Origin of the sequence: Aeromonas sp. TW 6 (assembly GCF_013168745.1) — a bacterium.
Taxonomy (GTDB): domain Bacteria; phylum Pseudomonadota; class Gammaproteobacteria; order Enterobacterales; family Aeromonadaceae; genus Aeromonas; species Aeromonas caviae.
Window position 1 is genome coordinate 1 of record NZ_JABERS010000003.1, and the last position, 18,156, is coordinate 18,156.

At 56.3% G+C, this 18,156-nt stretch carries 19 protein-coding genes and 1 other RNA gene; 9 read left to right on the forward strand and 11 right to left on the reverse strand.

What is annotated here, in order from left to right; all coding sequences use genetic code 11:
* Positions 1–344 precede the first annotated feature (344 nt).
* Positions 345–1,433, reverse strand: a complete 1,089-nt coding sequence (locus tag HKD46_RS01810) for a hypothetical protein (protein WP_171864840.1) — start codon at positions 1,431–1,433, stop codon at positions 345–347.
* A 251-nt stretch (positions 1,434–1,684) separates the two neighbouring features.
* On the opposite strand from HKD46_RS01810, the gene HKD46_RS01815 reads away from it, so the two are divergent.
* From HKD46_RS01815 to HKD46_RS01825, 3 genes are all read left to right on the forward strand, one after another.
* Complete coding sequence (locus tag HKD46_RS01815) at positions 1,685–1,918, forward strand: AlpA family transcriptional regulator (RefSeq protein WP_080689276.1); 234 nt, start codon at positions 1,685–1,687, stop codon at positions 1,916–1,918.
* A 32-nt stretch (positions 1,919–1,950) separates the two neighbouring features.
* The gene (locus tag HKD46_RS01820) at positions 1,951–3,411 is read left to right on the forward strand and encodes a YfjI family protein (RefSeq protein ID WP_163156108.1); all 1,461 of its coding nucleotides are present in this window, start codon (positions 1,951–1,953) and stop codon (positions 3,409–3,411) included.
* Positions 3,412–3,925: 514 nt separating this feature from the next.
* Positions 3,926–4,987: an inovirus-type Gp2 protein gene (locus HKD46_RS01825; protein ID WP_163156106.1), complete on the forward strand. Its 1,062-nt coding sequence runs from the start codon at positions 3,926–3,928 to the stop codon at positions 4,985–4,987.
* A gap of 62 nt (positions 4,988–5,049) precedes the next feature.
* Here HKD46_RS01825 and HKD46_RS01830 read toward each other — a convergent pair whose 3' ends face one another.
* From HKD46_RS01830 to smpB, 3 genes are all read right to left on the reverse strand, one after another.
* Positions 5,050–6,288 carry an integrase domain-containing protein gene (locus HKD46_RS01830; protein ID WP_124813480.1) on the reverse strand — a complete coding sequence of 413 codons (1,239 nt, stop codon included), beginning with the start codon at positions 6,286–6,288 and terminating at the stop codon, positions 5,050–5,052.
* 164 nt (positions 6,289–6,452) lie between these two features.
* Positions 6,453–6,812: a transfer-messenger RNA gene (gene ssrA, locus HKD46_RS01835) on the reverse strand.
* A gap of 122 nt (positions 6,813–6,934) precedes the next feature.
* Complete coding sequence (gene smpB / locus HKD46_RS01840; protein WP_010673973.1) at positions 6,935–7,423, reverse strand: SsrA-binding protein SmpB; 489 nt, start codon at positions 7,421–7,423, stop codon at positions 6,935–6,937.
* A 248-nt stretch (positions 7,424–7,671) separates the two neighbouring features.
* Between smpB and HKD46_RS01845 the strand changes: the two genes are divergently transcribed.
* Positions 7,672–8,106 (forward strand): SRPBCC family protein, encoded by a 435-nt coding sequence (locus tag HKD46_RS01845; RefSeq protein ID WP_010673974.1) that lies wholly within the window; start codon positions 7,672–7,674, stop codon positions 8,104–8,106.
* On the forward strand, positions 8,099–8,455 hold the full coding sequence (locus HKD46_RS01850; RefSeq protein ID WP_039039886.1) for an RnfH family protein: 357 nt from the start codon (positions 8,099–8,101) through the stop codon (positions 8,453–8,455). Before HKD46_RS01845 ends, HKD46_RS01850 begins: the two co-directional genes overlap by 8 nt.
* A 68-nt stretch (positions 8,456–8,523) precedes the next feature.
* Here HKD46_RS01850 and HKD46_RS01855 read toward each other — a convergent pair whose 3' ends face one another.
* From HKD46_RS01855 to yiaY, 3 genes are all read right to left on the reverse strand, one after another.
* Complete coding sequence (locus tag HKD46_RS01855; RefSeq protein ID WP_171864841.1) at positions 8,524–9,159, reverse strand: NAD-dependent epimerase/dehydratase family protein; 636 nt, start codon at positions 9,157–9,159, stop codon at positions 8,524–8,526.
* 100 nt (positions 9,160–9,259) lie between these two features.
* Positions 9,260–9,598 (reverse strand): outer membrane protein assembly factor BamE, encoded by a 339-nt coding sequence (locus HKD46_RS01860; protein ID WP_029314185.1) that lies wholly within the window; start codon positions 9,596–9,598, stop codon positions 9,260–9,262.
* Positions 9,599–9,730: 132 nt separating this feature from the next.
* Complete coding sequence (yiaY, locus tag HKD46_RS01865) at positions 9,731–10,882, reverse strand: L-threonine dehydrogenase (RefSeq protein WP_171864842.1); 1,152 nt, start codon at positions 10,880–10,882, stop codon at positions 9,731–9,733.
* Between the two features lie 392 nt (positions 10,883–11,274).
* Here yiaY and udp point away from each other — a divergent pair, with 392 nt between their 5' ends.
* Positions 11,275–12,030 (forward strand): uridine phosphorylase, encoded by a 756-nt coding sequence (gene udp / locus HKD46_RS01870; RefSeq protein ID WP_010674037.1) that lies wholly within the window; start codon positions 11,275–11,277, stop codon positions 12,028–12,030.
* A gap of 154 nt (positions 12,031–12,184) precedes the next feature.
* Here udp and HKD46_RS01875 read toward each other — a convergent pair whose 3' ends face one another.
* Positions 12,185–12,880, reverse strand: coding sequence for an RluA family pseudouridine synthase (locus tag HKD46_RS01875; RefSeq protein WP_171864843.1), 696 nt, complete (start codon positions 12,878–12,880; stop codon positions 12,185–12,187).
* A gap of 195 nt (positions 12,881–13,075) precedes the next feature.
* On the opposite strand from HKD46_RS01875, the gene rihA reads away from it, so the two are divergent.
* Positions 13,076–14,011, forward strand: coding sequence for a pyrimidine-specific ribonucleoside hydrolase RihA (rihA, locus tag HKD46_RS01880; RefSeq protein WP_171864844.1), 936 nt, complete (start codon positions 13,076–13,078; stop codon positions 14,009–14,011).
* Between the two features lie 29 nt (positions 14,012–14,040).
* The gene (locus tag HKD46_RS01885; protein WP_171864845.1) at positions 14,041–14,517 is read left to right on the forward strand and encodes a hypothetical protein; all 477 of its coding nucleotides are present in this window, start codon (positions 14,041–14,043) and stop codon (positions 14,515–14,517) included.
* A 96-nt stretch (positions 14,518–14,613) separates the two neighbouring features.
* Here the strand turns inward: HKD46_RS01885 and HKD46_RS01890 are convergent, their stop codons facing one another.
* The 3 genes from HKD46_RS01890 to HKD46_RS01900 form a co-directional block, all read right to left on the reverse strand.
* A complete protein-coding gene (locus tag HKD46_RS01890; RefSeq protein WP_039039881.1) occupies positions 14,614–14,910 on the reverse strand; it encodes a helix-turn-helix domain-containing protein in 297 nt (98 codons plus the stop codon).
* Positions 14,907–15,437 carry a DUF1523 family protein gene (locus HKD46_RS01895; RefSeq protein ID WP_039039880.1) on the reverse strand — a complete coding sequence of 177 codons (531 nt, stop codon included), beginning with the start codon at positions 15,435–15,437 and terminating at the stop codon, positions 14,907–14,909. Before HKD46_RS01895 ends, HKD46_RS01890 begins: the two co-directional genes overlap by 4 nt.
* Before the next feature lie 178 nt (positions 15,438–15,615).
* Positions 15,616–17,238: a methyl-accepting chemotaxis protein gene (locus HKD46_RS01900; RefSeq protein ID WP_102948163.1), complete on the reverse strand. Its 1,623-nt coding sequence runs from the start codon at positions 17,236–17,238 to the stop codon at positions 15,616–15,618.
* A gap of 164 nt (positions 17,239–17,402) precedes the next feature.
* Here HKD46_RS01900 and HKD46_RS01905 point away from each other — a divergent pair, with 164 nt between their 5' ends.
* On the forward strand, positions 17,403–18,035 hold the full coding sequence (locus HKD46_RS01905) for a LysE family translocator (RefSeq protein WP_039039878.1): 633 nt from the start codon (positions 17,403–17,405) through the stop codon (positions 18,033–18,035).
* Positions 18,036–18,156 lie beyond the last annotated feature (121 nt).

An 18,156-nucleotide genomic window follows, 5' to 3' on the forward strand; every position in this document is an offset into this window, starting at 1 on the left:
AAACAACCTCTGACAAGATATGTGAGCACTTGGCCTGATTGCGTGGGTCTGGGATTGATTCAAGGTAGTCGAGCAAAGACTTCTGGGCCATAATAATAAACAGTTGGTTAAGATCTCGACTATTTACAGCTTGGCAACGCAAGGTACAATTAAAATCGTACTTGGAGCCGTTCAACTGATCGAGACTTGATCAACTTGTGCAGAGAATGATCATGCGTCGGCCCTGGCGGCGGGAGCCAGGAGTTGCTCCAGATAGTGATTAGCATTAATAATGGTCATAGGCTTCGCGCGTGTTGATTTTGTTTGGCGATAAAATTAGATCACAAACGAAGCCTTTTTTATATCTATTTCAATTGGTTGGCGCTAAAGATCCTGTACATGAACTCGCCTTTGGCAATCAACGAGATAACAGCATTGAAGTCGTAACAAAATTGGATAATGGGTTTGTTTATTTTACCTTGTGGAGGCATGAGATTATATCTTGATTGTTCTGAGATAGTATTAAGCACCACGTCAAGCTCATCTCTTGTTAAAGAGGATTTAGCTATTCGTATAACAACTTTGTCAAAAAATCCCATCAGTGTATCTGAAGTAAGATATGGTGTTTCAGAGTGTAATAAACATTTAAACAAAGAAAGGCAGTCGTCTTTCAGGTCTTCAAGAGTTTCCATAGGGTTAGTTGAAAAATCAATTTTTCTAGAAAGAAATAATGCGACTCTTGCCCCATACCAAAATGATTTTAGCTCATCTATTGTGGGGAATTTCTTAGAGGAAACAGAAATATTATCCTCGTGAAATTCCTGGCAGACTTTATCGATAGTGTGAAGACTGATGATGGACGTCTTTCCCTTATACCCCCGGAGAGTTTTTTTAAAGGTTGTACCAACGCCATGGATGAGGAATGACTTTTGTCTGCACATCCATGAGTTAATATTCTCTTCTGCGTGTTGCAGATATTCAGGAGTCAGCATGTACAACAGATGAGTCATCAAGCTATCTGCACGAAACTCATCTTTATCCGATGGTGAGTAGAAAATGGGTTTATTTTTATCGATGATAAGTGCGATTGCTTGTCTCATGAATGGCAATTGAACATCACGAAGAAAATACATATATAGCTGAGATCTTGATAAGTCAGAAAACATTTCAGCTTTATTGAAATGTAGCAACATTTGGTTCATGAAATCAAACATGACTTTTAGCCTATCTAACAGCATGAGCTGATCGGTGCTTTTCCCATTATTGTTCACAAGATGCTTAGCAAGGCCTCTGGTCATTTTTTCGACCATATCGGAAAGGGCATCAATGCTCTTTAATTCTTGAAGCTGATGTTGGCGGCCATCCCTCAATCCAAAAGCGTCATACATAAATGTAACGAACTCATCAAGGCTATGGCTATTTAGTCTTAGCTTATCTGTTGTTGGTTGTGACACCTTGTTTAAACCTCTGCATATGTACTGTGTTTGTAATTTTTTTCCGCTTCTTTACTTTCGTCCAGTCTGCAAAGAGAAAAGCAAGCCGCGCTACGGGTCAACCATACCATGGCCTGTTCCTATACAGAATTTCTTGTCGAGGAGTTTGAAAGGCTCTCCAGCTTTTAGCCATATCTCTGCACATTTTCGGCGTTTTCATTTTTCAGGAGGAGTTAGTCTGCCCTCAGTCCAAACCAAAGCGGAGATGAATCATGAACTTGCAAGAAGATGGTCACTACTGGGACCGTGAGACGTTACATCGAGTTGTGCGCATCAAGGAGCTAGCTCGCATCCTGGGGCTTTCACGTTCGACCATCTACAACAAACTTAACCCCAAATCCAAGTCCTATGACCCCGACTTTCCCAAGCCGTTGCGCTTGGGAAGTAGTTCAGTGGGGTGGTTGCTGTCATCAGTACATCAGTGGCTTACCTCACGCATCCAGTAGTTTCCCCCTGTATTAACGAAGGAGATCTTAAAATGTACGCAACCCCCATCAAGCTCAATCTGATTGGAGAATTTCCTGTTCATGTACTCGATGAACAGCTGCAAGACGTCATGCGTCAGATCCAACAGCAGACTCAAGCGCCCCTTGGTTTGATTGCCTCATCCGTACTCAGTGCGATGGGACTGGCTTGCCAAGATCTGGTGGATGTCAGTCCTAAAGCAGACCTTATTCACCCAGTCTCCCTGTTTATTATTACCAAGGCTGACTCGGGCGAACGAAAAACAGCGGTTGACGAGCTGGTGATGAAGCCTTTTCGTAAACTGGAACTATTAGCAGAACAGCAATATCGTGATGCGTATGAACAATACACCATCGAGCTCAGTGTCTGGGAAGAAGAGCAAAAGGCATGTAAGAAGGCGTTGCATAAAGCCATTCTGGCGAAAGGAGATGCCTCGTCTGAAAAACAGGCATTAAGAGATGTGGAGGCGGCAAAGCCTTCACTTCCATCGAATAAGAAGTGGCTTCTGAATGATGTGACGAGTGCAGCCATCAAACATGCCATTAGCGCCTATGGTCACACCATTGGTGTCTTCTCGGATGAGTCCGCACATCTTTTTGCCAGTGATTTCATGCGCGAGACCTCTGTACTGAACTCTTTGTGGGGGGCAAAACCAATTTCGGCTATGCGAGTATCGACTCAGGGAGCGACAACGATCGGTGATTACCGATTTAGCCTTTCCCTGATGGTTCAGGGGCCGCTCTTTGAACGGTTTCTTGATCGTCAAGGCGAGCAGGCTCGCGAGTCTGGGTTTTTCGCTCGCTGTTTGTTGTCTGAGCCCCACTCAACCCAGGGATCACGATTTTTCTGTGATGAGTTGTCGCCAGGAGATGTCAATGCCACCTCTTTGAACGACTTCTACCAAACGGTAGAAAAACTGCTTAAGGCATCTCAGATGCACCGTGAATTGGGTAAGCCCAGAATGTGCTTAACACTGTCGCCAGAAGCCCGTGCGCGCTGGTTCGAAGCATCAAATTACGTTGAGAACAACATTGGTCCCTTCGGAGAATGGCGTGAGTACCGGGACTTTGCTTCTAAATTCATGGAGCATGCTTCAAGAATTGCCGCAGTCTTGCACTGCTTTACTAAACGTAGTCCAGTCATCTCTGACGTGAGCATGCATGCAGCAATAGTTATTGTTAACTGGTACTTCCAGCATTTCATCCAACAATTTAAAGAACGTACAGTTCCGAACGATATTCGCGAGGCGAATGAACTAGAACGTTGGCTGGAAATCAATCTGCATCGCAGCCAGAATGGTGCATTCAAGAAGAATGATATCCGCAAATTTGGTCCGAATTGCATCCGGAATAAAGTAAAATTGGAGCGAGCACTGAATGCACTTGTTAATCGCATGGCAGTGACCCAGCACCAATTTAATGGCACGAGTTATGTCAACTATTACCTGCCAGGGCAAAGACGGGCACTTGTGTAACTGCTGGTGCTTTAATACGTAGCATCTGACACATTTCATGTGTAGCTATAAAGGCGCTTATATAGCAATAAGCATATTTATAGCCAACGGAGATAATGTTAAGCGTCTACATAGCTAACAGTGACTCACAAAACCCACTCTTGGTTAGATGATAGCGTGAGTGCAGAGAAGGGGGGTAATAGACACTAACTATACAAATAAAAAATAACTCTTACAGAGCATTTGCACTGGTTAAACTAAGATGTGTTCGAACCTTTTCCTCAAAAATATTTCGTGCCATCGAGTCATTAATATTGGTTTTTAATGTTATTTATAGTTCGTCTAACTCAGTATTTAACAGAATAATAAATAACCACCTAACTGGTTATCCAATCATTCAGACTCACAGTCGACAATGATGGATCAGAGTACAGGCGTAATCAACAGGATGAAGCCTGTAACCAGATGTACGAGTAGGACATGATCACATGTCCTTACACTCCACCAAAACCAAGGATTAAATGAAGGGGTAAATATGCCTAAGTATGTTCGTAATAGTATCGATATTGATGCTATCCCTATACAGAAAGAACCAAGCAAAGCATTGCGTATGAATAATGCAATTCCAATAACAAGAGCGTTGCGTGAAATGCTTGTTCAATCTATTCATTATCAGGCGCTATTCAAATTCATCGACAAACTGGAACAGATGGATGCCCACCCTGCTCTATTTTCAGCTGAAATTCTGGGGTGGATTTACCCTCTAACTAAGGAGGGGAGAGAACTATCAGATATAGTCACGCTTGCTATGCAGGTATACAAGCATCAGGAATTTTTTAATTTGCATCCCAAGTTGGCTTGCTTGTGCAATTTCGTCGTCAAGCATCAACTTCATGAGATGATCATGGACGGTGGCACCAGCCAAGATGCGCAGGTCAATCTGAAATTCAGGTATCAACAGTTGATATCGGAATTGAAGTCTGAAACTATGCAGGGAAAGTGCCATACCTTCATGAAGGGAGCGCAGAAGAATACAGCATCACTGCATCGCTACGTGAATCGGCTGTTTGGGCGCTATGCTCGTCTCCTCGTTCTACGGGTCGATTTGTACTACAAAACGGAGTTCTTGGACTCGCTTTCTATTGAGGAGATCATCAAGCACAAAAAAGCGCTGTTTAAAACCCGTCGTAAGGGGGCATTAGCTGCTAATTGGGTGGGGTATGCTTGTCGTTTGGAATTTGCACCTCTAACAGGCTTTCATTTTCACCTGGCAGTTTTTATGAACGGTGCTCATGTCCAGCGTGATGTTTACTATGCAGATGCCATCATTAAGGAATGGTTGCGTATCACGGGCAATCGAGGCAGAGGGCATAATTGCAATCAGAAAAAGGCTGAATACCGGGAGTGCGGGATTGGCATGGTGGGGCATGCCGACAAGACGAAACGGTGCTATTTACAAAAAGCGCTTGCTTATCTGACCAAATCAGAGTCAGCCGCGAGGCTGAAACTCAAAAAGCACCGTACCTTTTTCAAAGGCAACTTGCCCAAGCACGACACTGCACGAGGCAGACCGCGTGTGAAGGCGGCACTGAATTAGATTACCTGACACCGGCCTTAAACCGGTGTTTTACTTGTACAAGTTCAGACTTTATCTGACAGTTATCCTGCTTTTGTGGACGGCAGCCAAGTCAGTGCAGAGCCCGTTTTCGCTGCTGCATCAATATGCTCTGACCACCAGACCATCATTTCCCGGCGGCGGTCCAGATAATCAGTGCGGTTGTATGCACTACGCACTTCGTCTTTGTCAGAGTGCGCTAAGGCAGATTCTATAACGTCTCGATCAAATCCTCTCTCGTTAAGGGTCGTGCTGCCCAAGGCTCGCAGGCCGTGAGCGACCAAGGTCCCTTCATATCCCATTCGTTTCAAGGCTGCATTAGCCGTTTGCTCGTTGGTGTGCGTTTTGGGGTTACGGATACCAGGGAAGATGAACTCACGATGGCCGCTGATCGGTCGCATGAGGTCCAGATAGGCAAGTGTCTGTGGCGTCAAGGGTACGTCATGACCTCTGCGCTTCTTCATCCTCTCTGGTGGAATCCGCCAGAGTTTCTTTTCCATATCGATCTCTGCCCACCGGGCTCCGGCTGCTTCGCTGGGGCGAGCCAAGGTATGCAGGCTCCATTCGATGAGACAGCGGGTCTGCAAATTGATGCTTGCTTTGGAAAGCCGGTTCATCAGTTCTGGTAGCTGGTTGGGGTTAATGCTGGGCATGTGTTGCTTGGCTGGCCGCTGAAACACCTTGCTGATCCCCGAGCAAGGGTTAGCATCGATCAGGCCGGAGTTAACGGCAAAGGTCATGATCTCGTTCACTCGCTGGGTGAGGCGACGCACGGTTTCAAGTTTTCCGGCGGCGGCGATGGGCTCGATGATCTTGATTGTCCGCTGCGCCTTTATCTCCATCACGGGCACAGTACCGATCTCCGGAAACAGATACATTTCGAGCGAACGCCAGAGATCCTCGGCATATGCCGGGGTGACGGAAGGGCGCTTAACATCAAACCAGCGCTTGGCGACGGCTTCAAAGGTGTGCTCGCTCTGTGATAACGCAGCGGATGCCTGCTCATCACGATGGTGTTGGGGATCGATGTTTTGTTGCAGCAACGTTTTGGCTTCGGAGCGTTTCTCTCTCGCTTCAGCCAACGACATCTCCGGCCAGGAGCCAAAGCTGATCATGTTTCTCTGTTTAGTTAGGGGGCGGTAGTAACGCAGGCGCCACAACTTGGAGCCATTGGGCTTGATGACGAGCTCCAGACCAGCCCCGTCGCAGAGGGTGTATTCCTTCTCTTTGGGCTTGGCTGCTTTGATCTCGGTTGGGGATAAGGGACGGGTGATACGAGGCATAGGCATACGCTCCGGAAGGCATACAAAACGATATGCCTAACGATATGCCTAAAAGGGCTGGATGGCAACGCACCCCATTGGACAGCATAAGACAACAAAAAACCCGCAAAGCCTTATGCTATGCGGGTTTCTTGGACTTCGTTGGTCACTGTTGGACCGGTATTTGGTGGAGCTGGGGGGATTTGAACCCCCGTCCAAAATTACTACATCCTCGGTACTACATGCTTAGTCACTCTTTACATTCGCCAACACGCTGCGGAGAGACACGCCACGCATTGACTAGCTCGATTGGTTTTAATGCTTCCGCCCCGAGCAGGACTTCCACACGATCCTGTGAAGGATGACCTTCCATTTCCCTAGGACACAGGCAAGCTAGGGGAGAAGGGCTCAGCGCAGGTTATTAAGCTGCGAGTGCGTAGTTTTCGTCGTTTGCGACTATTTTTTTGCGGTTTATTAACGAGGCCTACCGCACCTCGGCATGCACCTTGGGTTTCGTGAATCTTGTCGAATCCAGAATCAGCCCCAAGTTGTCAAAAGGGATTGTACGCAAAAATCCTGTCATGGCAAGGCGTTGATGGCAATCGACCGGCCTTGGCCGGTCGATTGCTGGTTTATTGGTCGCCGCATGGGGGCCGGCGGCGCACGATCAACCGCGGTGCTTGTTCTTCATGATGCGGGCCTTCTCACGGTCCCATTCCCGTGCCTTGGTGTCTTCCCGCTTGTCGTGCTCTTTCTTGCCCTTCACCAGGCCGATCTCGACCTTGACCCAGCACGCTTTCCAGTAGAGGGCCAGCGGCACTATGGTGTAGCCCTGACGAGCGGTCAGGCTCTCGAGCTTGTCGAGTTCACGGCGACTGAGCAGCAATTTGCGGGTGCGGGTCGGATCGCATACCACGTGGCTGGAGGCGGCGTTCAGCGGCAGGAAGCTGGAGCCGAACAGGAAGGCTTCTCCCTGCATGAAGATGACATAGGCTTCGCTGATGTTGGCCTTGCCCGCCCGCAGGGACTTCACTTCCCACCCTTGCAGGGACAGGCCGGCTTCCACGCGCTCTTCGATGAAGTACTCGTGACGGGCGGTTCTGTTGAGTGCAATGGTGCTGGACCCGGCTTTGTTTTTACTGTTCTTTTTGCTCATGACGGGGGCCTTAGGCAATGTTTAGGAAGGCGCATTATACGTGGGTGGCGGCGGCTGTAAAACGCACAGCGCTCCGAGTGGCGGCTTTGTGAGCAGTTCGATGACGATTTTGAGGGAAGGGCGGGGCGAGAGCGGACCACACTGTCCGGAAAGTGTGCGATTGCCCTGCTTGGTGACCCGCGAACAGTTTCGGCGGTGATTTTGGCTGACAAGGTGATAAAATCGGGCCGATTGGATGAGGAAAACCCATGCCCCGTATTACTCGCAGTGCCCTGGTGATGTTCAGCGCGGAACAGATGTTCCGGCTGGTCAATGATGTTGATGCCTATCCTGAGTTCCTGCCCGGCTGTGTCGGCAGCCGTGTTCACGAGTCGGGTGAAGACTACATGATGGCCTCGGTCGATGTGGCCAAGGCGGGTATCGCCAAGACCTTTACCACGCGCAACCAGCTCGATGCCAATCGCACCATCAAGATGGAGCTGGTGGAGGGGCCTTTCAGCAAGCTGGCGGGATGGTGGACCTTCACGCCCCTGGACGTGGATGCCTGCAAGGTGGAGTTTGATCTCGACTTCGAGTTCACCTCCAAGCTCATTGAGCTGGCCTTTGGCCAGATCTTCCGCGAGCTGGTGAGCTCCATGGTGCTTGCCTTCTCCAATCGTGCCAAGGTGGTTTACGGTGTCTGAGCTCCTCAATATCGAAGTGGCCTATGCCCTGCCCGAGCGGCAGACGGTGCTGTGCATCCGGGTCGCGCCCGAGACCAGCGTGCTGGCGGCCATCGAACAGTCCGGCATCCTGCAAAAGCACCCGGAGATCGACCTGTCGGTCAACAAGTTCGGTATCTACAGCCGTCCGGTGAAGGGCACAGAGTCGGTGCAGGAGGGGGATCGCATCGAGATCTACCGCCCTCTCATCGCCGATCCCAAGGAGATGCGCAAGAAGCGTGCGGAAAAAGCCAAGGAAGAGGGGCGCGCCGATGTGGTCACCGGCGGGCGGCCCGATGTGCACCGCAAGCGAGACGATGCCGGCACCTGACGGGTGATGGGTTGTGACAAAGGGGCGCCGTGGCGCCCCTTTGTGATCGTCTCGCCCGGCACGGGGCATCACAGGGTGAGCAGGCGCTCGTTTTCCACCGTCTCTATCCCGCTCTCCTGGATGGCAAGGCGCACCATGGCGTGCGCCACCTGACTGGCCTCGATGGCACGCCAGCGGCGCAGCGACCCGCGCAGCAGGGGCTTTACCAGCGGATAGATGGCCTGGATGATCTGCTCCGAACGACGCGCAGGTTCGCGATGGCCGAGCAGCATGGCCGGGCGCAGGATGACGAGCCGCTGCCACTCCTGGGCCAGCAGGGCCTGCTCCATCTCGCCCTTGGTGCGGGGATAGAGGGCAGGGGAACCCGGGTTGGCGCCCAGACTGGAGACCACCAGCAGGCGGCCGCAGCCGTGGCGACGGGCGAGCGCGGCAAAGGCCAGCACATAGTCGAGATCGACCCGGCGAAATGCCTCGGCCGAGCCGGCATCCTTGCGGGTGGTGCCAAGGCAGCAGAAGGCAATGTCCACAGGGGAGGGCAGCGTCAATCTGTCCAGCGCGTCGAACGAGGTGGGCACCCAGGTGCGTCCCGGAGCGGGGTCGCCCGGTTTGCGGCAGAGCAGGAGGAGGTCGTGTTCCGTTCCCAGCTCGCGCAGCAAGGCTTTGCCAATCAGACCGGTGGCGCCGGCAATCAGGAATCGACTCATGATGATCTCCTCGGGGCAATGAGGCATCCAGAGTGTGGCCCGGCGACATCACCGGGGCCAGAGAGAACAAAACCGGCAGAAGCCGGTTTTGTGATGTCATCTAGAGCGGTGTGGTGAAGGCGGCAGGGAGAGGGAAATCACCGGTCACGGTGGCCAGTCTGTCACCCACGAAGTTGAGGGTCAGCTCCTTGCGCTCCTTGTCGCCCCGACCGGGCTGGAACTCATAGAGGTAGTACCAGGTGTTGGGGTCAAAGCTGTCGCGCAACATGGGAGAACCCAGCACGAACTCGACCTGTTCGCGGGTCATGCCCTGGCGCAGCTTGTCGACCTGCTTTTGTTCCACATAGTTGCCCTGGGGAATATCGATGCGATAGACCAGGCTGCAACCGGACAGGGTGAGGGCGGTCAGGGCCGCGGCAATCAGGTGTTTCATCCGCATATCGGGTTCAGATCATCCATACAGTCTTTTTAGCTCGGCAAATCATACCCACTCCCCGTGCGGAAGTAAAAAGCCATTGATCCATCAGCCAATAAAAAGGGCCGCGTGGCGGCCCTGGCAGATCTTGCCCCCTTACATGGCGGCGCGGAAGATGGCGACGATCTCCGCGTGAGTCGCCTGCCTGGGGTTGGTGAGACCACAGGCATCCTTGAGCGCATTGGTGGCCAGCACGTCTAGGTCGTCGGCCCTGACCCCGAGCTGCTCCAGACCGGCGGGGATCTTGACGTCGCGAGCCAGTTGCCGGATGGCGTCAATGGCTGCCGCCGCACCCTGCTCATCGCTCATGGCACTCACATCCACCCCCATATGACGGGCCACATCCTTGAGCCGACCGGCGCACACCCGGGCGTTATAGGCCTGGACATGGGGCAGCAGCACCGCATTGCACACCCCGTGGGGCAGGTCGTAGAAGCCCCCGAGCTGGTGAGCCATGGCGTGCACATAACCCAGGCTTGCGTTGTTGAAGGCCATGCCGGCCAGGAACTGGGCATAGGCCATCTGCTCACGGGCATGGAGATCCTCCCCCTGATGCACGGCGGTGCGAAGGTGTTCGGCAATCAGTGCGATGGCCATCACGGCGCTGGCATCGGTGACCGGGGTAGCGGCGGTGGAGACATAGGCCTCGATGGCGTGGGTCAGGGCATCCATGCCGGTGGCGGCGGTGAGGCCGGCGGGCTTGGCCAGCATCAGTTCCGGGTCGTTGACCGACATCAGCGGCGTGACGTGCTTGTCGATAATGGCCATTTTCACCTGACGGGATTCGTCGGTAATGATGCAAAAACGGGTCATCTCGGAGGCGGTACCGGCCGTGGTATTGATGGCGATGAGCGGCAACTGCGGCTTGGCGGAGCGATCCACCCCCTCGTAATCCTTGATGCTGCCCCCATTGGCGGCCACCAGGGCGATGCCCTTGGCGCAGTCGTGGGGTGAGCCGCCGCCGAGCGAAATGACGCAGTCACAGCCGTGGGCCCGGATCATCGCAAGACCCGCCTCGACGTTGGCCACGGTGGGATTGGGTCTGGTCTCATCGAACACCACTGCGTCGATGCCGTGCTCGGCCAGGAGGGTGGCGAGCCGGCCCACCACGCCAATCTGGCCCAGGATCTTGTCGGTGACGATGAGCGCCTTGCGATAGCCATGTCCCTGGATATCCGCTGCCGCTTCCTGCAGGCAGCCCGCCCCCATCAGGTTGATTGCGGGAATGTAGAACTTGAATGTCGCCATGATGGACTCCGTATGATTAGCCATTAAGTGGTATGCGGGCGCCAACATAACAGCGTCGGAGGGGATGAGAAGGGGTCAATGGTATCTCGTTTGCAACTTTGTGGACTCGATCGCGCTCTTTAAATGGACGGTCGCTCAAGGCTTGACAAGGGATGGGAGTGCAAAAGGAACGTAAAAACGTTTTTCAAGAAATTCATCATCTTAGCAAACGTTTCGCGCCATTTTTGTCAGCTTTGAAGCGCAGAAGTGTGAGGCGCATCAAGGAATTGGAAAGCGCTTTCGACCATAGTTGGCGCCTCCCCGGATGAGGGGATACCGGCTTGAAAGTACCGTAAAGAATCACCTTAACTGCACTCGGCTGCCATACGGCGGGGCGCAACCAGGAGTCCACTATGTCTGATGTATTTCACTTGGGTTTGAAAAAAGCGGATCTGCAAGGCGCCACCCTGGCGATCGTCCCCGGTGACCCCGAGCGCGTGAAGCGCATCGCAGAGCTGTTGGACAACCCGGTGCACCTGGCCAGCCATCGTGAATTCACCACCTGGCGCGGCGAGATGGACGGCAAGGCCGTGATCATCTGCTCCACCGGTATCGGTGGCCCGTCCACCTCCATCGCGGTGGAAGAGCTGGCCCAGCTGGGTATCCGTACCTTCCTGCGCATCGGCACCACCGGCGCCATCCAGCCGCACCTGAACGTGGGCGACGTGATCGTCACCACCGGCTCCGTGCGCCTCGACGGTGCCAGCCTGCACTTCGCGCCGATGGAGTTCCCGGCAGTGGCCGACTTCGACTGCACCACTGCGCTGGTGAACACCGCCAAAGAGCTGGGCTCCAAGCTGCATGTGGGCGTCACTGCTTCTTCCGACACCTTCTACCCGGGTCAGGAGCGTTACGACACCGTATCCGGCCGCGTGGTACAACGTTTCCAGGGTTCCATGAAAGAGTGGCAAGCCATGGGCGTGCTGAACTACGAGATGGAGTCCGCGACCCTGCTGACCATGTGTACCAGCCAGGGCCTGCGTGCGGGCATGGTGGCCGGTGTCATCGTGAACCGTACCCAGCAGGAAATCCCGAACGCCGAAACCATGGCGAAAACCGAATCTGATGCCATCAAGATCGTGCTGGGCGCCGCCCGCAAGCTGATCTGATAGCCCTCTTTGTAACAAAGAGTACCGAGTGGGGGGTGGGGGCCGTTGCGAAAGCGCGGCCCCTATCTTTATCCGCCGTTTACCGCTTTCCCTCTCCCGTCACGCCTTTCACTGATCCCGTCGCACTTGCACTTGTTGTTCCTACCCATTGCCTCTAAAACGGCGCTGGACAGCGCACTTGCATCGGCTCGCCGCTCACCGGGTGCACAAAACCGAGTTCACTGGCGTGCAGCATCAGTCTGGGGGCCCGTTCGCAGCCGGGCGGGAGCAGGCCGCCATAGAGATCGCATCCCAGGATGGGGTGGCCCAGCCACTGGCTGTGGATGCGCAGCTGGTGGGTGCGCCCGGTTTCCGGTACCAGCCTGACCCGGGTCAATGGCACCGGCTGGCCTGCCCCCTCCAGGGTGAGCCGCTCCATCACCCGATAGCGTGAGCGGGCGGGTTTGCCGCTGGCGGCGCAGATGCTCATCAGCGGGAACAGCGCCGGATCCTTGGCGATGGATGCGTCGATAACGCCCTCATCCGCCGCCAGATGGCCGCAGAGCAGTGCCTCGTAAGCCTTGCTCACGGTGCGCTGGCTGAACTGGTGGCAGAGCAGGGCGTTGATGCTCTTGTTTCTGGCCACCACCATGACGCCCGAGGTGCCAAAGTCGAGGCGGTGCACCAGGGTGCAGCCGGGGTAATCCTGTACCAGCCGGTAATGGACCGAATCGAGGTTCTGCGGGTTCTTGCCCGAGAGGCTCAGCAGGCCGCTCGGCTTGTTGATGAGCAGCAGATGCGCATCCTCAAACAGGATCTCTATGGCGGCGGCGCAGGGCGGGGCGATGAAGGTGTCGACGATGACGGACATGGGGCAGCCGGACGATGAAGGGGGGAGGGATCATACCCGAACGATGGCGGCGCGGCGAATCTGGATGTCCGCTCCCAAGGCCTGTCGCCAAGTACTTGATCTCGTTGGTTGAGGCGTTTTGTGACTCCCTCCTGAGTTCATCTGGCCATCTCTTGCTAATGTATGGCTCCCTGTCATGTTGTAAGGAGTCTGTCCATGGCGTTGCCCGTTATTCTCGATTGCGATCCTGGCCACGATGATGCCATCGCCCTCATTCTGGCGCTGGCGAGCCCCGAGCTGAAGGTGCTGGCGGTCACCACCAGCGCGGGCAACCAGACCCCGGACAAGACCCTCAACAATGCCCTGCGCATCCTGACCCTGCTCGGCCGCGACGACATCCCGGTGGCGGCGGGGGCTGCCAAGCCCCTGGCCCGTGAACTCATCATCGCCGACAACGTCCACGGCGAATCGGGGCTGGACGGCCCAGAGCTGCCGGATCCCGCTTTTGCTCCCCGGGCGATGAGCGCCCTTGAACTGATGGCAAGATGTCTGCGCGAGAGCCCGGAGCCGGTCACCCTGGTGCCGACCGGGCCGCTCACCAACATTGCCCTCTTGCTGGCGGCCCACCCCGATCTCAAGCAGAAGATCGCCCGCATCGTGCTGATGGGGGGCGCCGCCGGTGCGGGCAACTGGACCCCCGCGGCGGAATTCAATATTTATGTGGATCCCGAAGCGGCCGATATGGTCTTCAAGTCGGGGCTGCCCATCACCATGTGCGGGCTGGACGTGACCCACGAGGCCCAGGTGATGGACGAGGATATCGAGCGGGTACGCGCCATTCCCAACCCGGTGGCGCAGTGCGTGGCACAGCTGCTCGACTTTTTCATGATCTATCATCGGGATCCCAAGTGGGGATTTGCTGGCGCGCCGCTCCATGACCCCTGTACCATCGCCTGGCTGCTGGCGCCCTCCCTGTTTCACGGGGTGGAGTGCCGGGTCGATATCGAAACCGGCGGAACCCATACCCTGGGCATGACGGTGGTGGATCGCTACGACCTGACCGGCAAACCGGCCAATGCCCTGGTGCTGCTGGGGCTCGACAGAGTCGGTTTCATCGAGTTGCTGGTGCAGCGACTGCGCTCATTTGGTTGACATCCTGGACATCGGATAAGGGGTTGGGAATGTGGAAAGGGACGTTGGCGCTGCTGACATGCATGCAACTGACGGGTTGCGCGACCCCGTTCGAGAAGATGTGGCAGGGGCTGGCGACCTGCGAGCTGGACACCCTTCATCTCGACATCGAGACCGGGCGCCCGGCCAATCCGCAGCTCGCCATGTATACCCCTGACAAGGTGAGCGAGGGCTTTGCCTGGTACAAGGTCCATCAGGAGTTGCACGGCCTGCCCATCGTCGGTTTCCTGGTGCCGGCCTCCACCTTCGAGGTACATGCCCTCTTCGTGGATACCCCCATCGCCAATGCCCGCAGGCTGACACATAACGCCTATGGCAGCGAATTTTCCGACGAGCAGCTGCATGACGAGGGGATGGCCCCCCTGTTGCTGCGCGACCCCAACAATCCCAAGCGCTCCATCATCGACTGCACCCGGGGTGAGTCGGCGGAGCCGCTGCCGGAAGAGTCTTTCGGCGAAGGGGAGTGAGCCCGGGGGAGGGCAACGGGATATCAGGCCAGACAAGAAAGGGGCCAGCCGCAAGGCTGGCCCCTTCTCTATGGGAGCAGACCCGGGTCCGGGGTGTCAGGGATACCCCAGGGTCTGCCTGATGACGGGAAGCTGCGCAGCAATCCAGGCCGGATTGATGGGCCCCCAGTCGCTGATGCGGTAGTGCCCCTGCAGATGGCGAGCCCCCTCGGTCTGCTCGAAGGCGCACTGGATGTCGAGCTCCGCCAGGGCGCTGAGGGTGTCCTGGGCGGTGCGGCGCGGCATGCCGGTCGCCTCCATGATGGCGGGCACGGTGTCCGTGCCCTGACTGATGAGGTGAGCCACGTAGAGCCGGCGATAGAAGCTGGTGCGGGTCTTACTCGGCTCGCTCATATCTCGTCCTCGAGGCGATCGAAGTAGCGCCAGGTGGCGATGGCCGCCTTGCCCATCACCAGGGCCCAGACACCGAACCAGAACCAGCGGAAGAAGCTCCAGGTGGAGGCATCGGGCTCGGTGCTCGCGATCTTGGTGACGTTGGGGAACATGGAGAACATGTTCACGCGCCAGCCGTAGGAGGTGATGATGGCCAGGCGTTTTTCGAACTCCATGGACTTGGCCTTGGCCTGGACGTCGGCGGCGTTGAACTTGAAGTAGAAGGGCCAGCCCCATTCGGTGTCTTCATTGCGAAACACCCGGATCTTCTCGCCGGGGCGCTCGGTGTAGATGTAATAGACGTCGGTGGTGGGGCCGTCAGCCGGGTTCTTCTGGCTGATGGGGCCATCCTTGTCGGTGCGCTTCACCTCCACCCCGGTGATGGTGGCGATGGTGTGTTCCGGCAGATAGAAATCGAGCCAGAGTGCGGAGAGCAGGGCGATGAGGCCGAGCGTGATAAAAGCGGGTTTCTTGAACTTCAGGCTCATGATGATCTCTCGATGAGGGGGAGTGACGTGCCTCTACCATACCCACATTTGCGAATGCAGCCCAGCCCCCAATGACACCTTGATGGCAAAAACCCGTTTTAAACAGGAGGCGTGAAGGGGGAGGGGCAAGTGCGGGGCCAGCGCCGGGCCCCGCGGTATCGAAGAGACCCTCTCGGGATCAGAGCTGGAACTGGGCGAGCTGCCTGCGCTGCTGCTCGGCGAGCTGTGACAGTTCGTGACTGGCGGCGGCACTCTGGCTGATGCCGGCGGCGTTCTGGTTCACGATCTCGTGGATGTTGGTGAGGTTGCGGCTGATGTCGGCGGTGACGCAGGATTGTTGTTCTGCCGCGGTCGCCACCTGGGCGTTGGCACCGTTGATCTGGTTGACCGCGTCCGTGATGCCCCCCAGCAAGGCCTGTACCTCGGCGGAGAGCTGCTGGTTGTGGCCGAGGATCTCCAGGGTCTGCTGCACGCCGCTGTTGGCGGAGAGGGACTGGCTCTGCAACTGTTCGATGATGGCCTGGATCTCCTTGGTGGAGTCCTGGGTACGGGCGGCCAGCAGGCGCACTTCGTCGGCCACCACCGCAAAGCCGCGGCCGCTTTCACCGGCGCGGGCCGCCTCGATGGCGGCGTTGAGGGCCAGCAGGTTGGTCTGCTCCGAAATGCTCTGAATGACTTCGATCACCTTGCCGATCTGCTCGGACTGGGACTTGAGCTTGGCCACCACAGTCGCGGCGTTCTCCAGACTGCCCGCCATGCGGCCGTTGGCCTCGATGCTTTCGGCAAACAGGGCCAGCCCCTGCTCGACCCGACTGTTGGCATCCCGGGCCAGCTCGTCGGCCAGGGCGGCGTTGTGGTTGACGTTGTCGGCGGTGCTGGCCAGCTCGGTGACGGCGGAGGCCACCTGTTCGGTCTCACCGCGCTGCTGCTGGGCGTTGACCTCTGCCTGGGTCATCACAGCGGCAAGCTCGGTGGCGGCGGAGGCCACATTGCCACTGATGCCGGTCAGGGTCTGGATGGTGTTGGCAAGCTGGCTCAGGGTCCGGTTGATATCCCTGGCGAGCTGGCCCAGCTCGTTGTTGCCTTCGGCATTGGCACGCACGTTGAAGCGGCCGAGGGCGACGGCGTGCATCACCTCCTGCAACTGGCCGATGGGCTGCACGATGCGCCCGGAGATCCACCAGCCACCCAGCAGGGCCGCGATCAGGGTGCCCCCCATCAGCAGCAGGGTGCGCAGCAGGGTCGCGCGGTAGTGGGCCTGCTCCTCGGCAATCTCAGTCTGGGTCAGCTGATTGATGTGGATGGACATGGCATCGATCTGCTTGATGAGCGCCTCCCCCAGATCGCGAAAGTGCAGGCGGGCCTGCTCATAGGCGGCGGGATCGCCACTGCCTTGGTACTTGGCGGTCAGCAGGGGCAGCATGCTGCTGCGGGTATGGCCGAGGTAGGCCAGCAGGGCGGCCGCGACCTGACGGTTGTCCTGCTCGGCACCGGTGACAACCAGTCTGGTCAGGATGGCGCCAATCTCCTGTTCGGCGGCGGAGAGCTGGGCCGGCAACTGGGCGAAGAGGGCCTCATCGTACAGGCCGTAGATGGCGTTGGTGCGCAGCCGGTAGGTGGCGTGGATCAGGGCCGCAATGTCGTCCTTGTGGCGGGTGACGCTGGCGGTGGTTTCATTCATGTCCTGAATGGCACCGTCGATTTCCTGTTTGCTGATCACGGCCATCAGCAGCATCAACAGGCTGGCGAGCAGGAGAGGGATAAGCACTTGAAGACGAATGGACAGATTATTCAATGACATGAAAGATCCTAACCCGAAAGAGGAGTGAGGCGGCATCTTACACAGGCGCGACAATCCTTGTCACAGGGTTTTTAATGCTGACTTCTTGCTGAATGAAAAGGTTTTTCTTGTGTTAAAAGAGTGTGATAGGCAAGATCGTCTGCTTGTTACCCTGGAGGTGTAGTGTGTCCGACTGGATTGATCCCGCCATCTTGGCGCTCTTTATTCCCACGTTCTTTTTTGTCTCAGTAACCCCCGGTATGTGCATGACCCTGGCGATGACCCTGGGCATGAGTCTGGGGGTGCGCCGTACCCTGCACATGATGTGGGGGGAGCTTGTCGGCGTCGGCCTGGTCTCCGTGTTGTCGGTAGTCGGGGTGGCGGCAGTCATGCTCAACTACCCGGCCCTGTTCTCTGCATTCAAATATGTAGGTGGCGCCTACCTGGTCTGGCTTGGCATCCAGATGTGGCAGGCCAAGGGCAAGATGGCCATCCCGGCGGATCTCTCGGCGGGCCAGCAGACCAGCCCCATGGGACTGGCCGTGCAGGGTTTCGTGACCGCCATCGCCAACCCCAAGGGGTGGGCTTTCATGGTCTCCCTGCTGCCCCCCTTCATCAATGCGGCCAAGCCGATGGCACCCCAGATAGGGGCCCTGGTCGCGCTCATCCTGGTCATCGAGTTCTCCTGCCTGATGCTCTATGCCAGCGGTGGCCGCACCTTGCGCCATTTCCTCGCCAAGAGCGGCAATGTCACTCTGATGAACCGGATCGCGGGCTCTCTCATGCTGTTTGTCGGGGTCTGGCTGGCCTTCGGTTAAACACCCGCTCAATCTGCCGCCCAATGTGACGCCATGGGGCACCTGAAGAGAGATGATGCAAAAAGGCCACCTCCCTGCCCGGGAGGTGGCCTTTTACATGGGCCCGTTTTTTCATGAACCC

What these genes read in the sequence shown, in the direction of transcription:
- HKD46_RS01815 (WP_080689276.1), top strand. Translation starts at nt 1,685, where the DNA reads ATGAACTTGCAAGAAGATGGTCACTACTGGGACCGTGAGACGTTACAT.
- HKD46_RS01820 (WP_163156108.1), top strand. Translation starts at nt 1,951, where the DNA reads ATGTACGCAACCCCCATCAAGCTCAATCTGATTGGAGAATTTCCTGTT.
- HKD46_RS01825 (WP_163156106.1), top strand. Translation starts at nt 3,926, where the DNA reads ATGCCTAAGTATGTTCGTAATAGTATCGATATTGATGCTATCCCTATA.
- HKD46_RS01830 (WP_124813480.1), bottom strand. Translation starts at nt 6,288, where the DNA reads ATGCCTCGTATCACCCGTCCCTTATCCCCAACCGAGATCAAAGCAGCC.
- smpB (WP_010673973.1), bottom strand. Translation starts at nt 7,423, where the DNA reads ATGAGCAAAAAGAACAGTAAAAACAAAGCCGGGTCCAGCACCATTGCA.
- HKD46_RS01845 (WP_010673974.1), top strand. Translation starts at nt 7,672, where the DNA reads ATGCCCCGTATTACTCGCAGTGCCCTGGTGATGTTCAGCGCGGAACAG.
- HKD46_RS01855 (WP_171864841.1), bottom strand. Translation starts at nt 9,159, where the DNA reads ATGAGTCGATTCCTGATTGCCGGCGCCACCGGTCTGATTGGCAAAGCC.
- HKD46_RS01860 (WP_029314185.1), bottom strand. Translation starts at nt 9,598, where the DNA reads ATGCGGATGAAACACCTGATTGCCGCGGCCCTGACCGCCCTCACCCTG.
- yiaY (WP_171864842.1), bottom strand. Translation starts at nt 10,882, where the DNA reads ATGGCGACATTCAAGTTCTACATTCCCGCAATCAACCTGATGGGGGCG.
- udp (WP_010674037.1), top strand. Translation starts at nt 11,275, where the DNA reads ATGTCTGATGTATTTCACTTGGGTTTGAAAAAAGCGGATCTGCAAGGC.
- HKD46_RS01875 (WP_171864843.1), bottom strand. Translation starts at nt 12,880, where the DNA reads ATGTCCGTCATCGTCGACACCTTCATCGCCCCGCCCTGCGCCGCCGCC.
- rihA (WP_171864844.1), top strand. Translation starts at nt 13,076, where the DNA reads ATGGCGTTGCCCGTTATTCTCGATTGCGATCCTGGCCACGATGATGCC.
- HKD46_RS01885 (WP_171864845.1), top strand. Translation starts at nt 14,041, where the DNA reads ATGTGGAAAGGGACGTTGGCGCTGCTGACATGCATGCAACTGACGGGT.
- HKD46_RS01890 (WP_039039881.1), bottom strand. Translation starts at nt 14,910, where the DNA reads ATGAGCGAGCCGAGTAAGACCCGCACCAGCTTCTATCGCCGGCTCTAC.
- HKD46_RS01895 (WP_039039880.1), bottom strand. Translation starts at nt 15,437, where the DNA reads ATGAGCCTGAAGTTCAAGAAACCCGCTTTTATCACGCTCGGCCTCATC.
- HKD46_RS01900 (WP_102948163.1), bottom strand. Translation starts at nt 17,238, where the DNA reads ATGTCATTGAATAATCTGTCCATTCGTCTTCAAGTGCTTATCCCTCTC.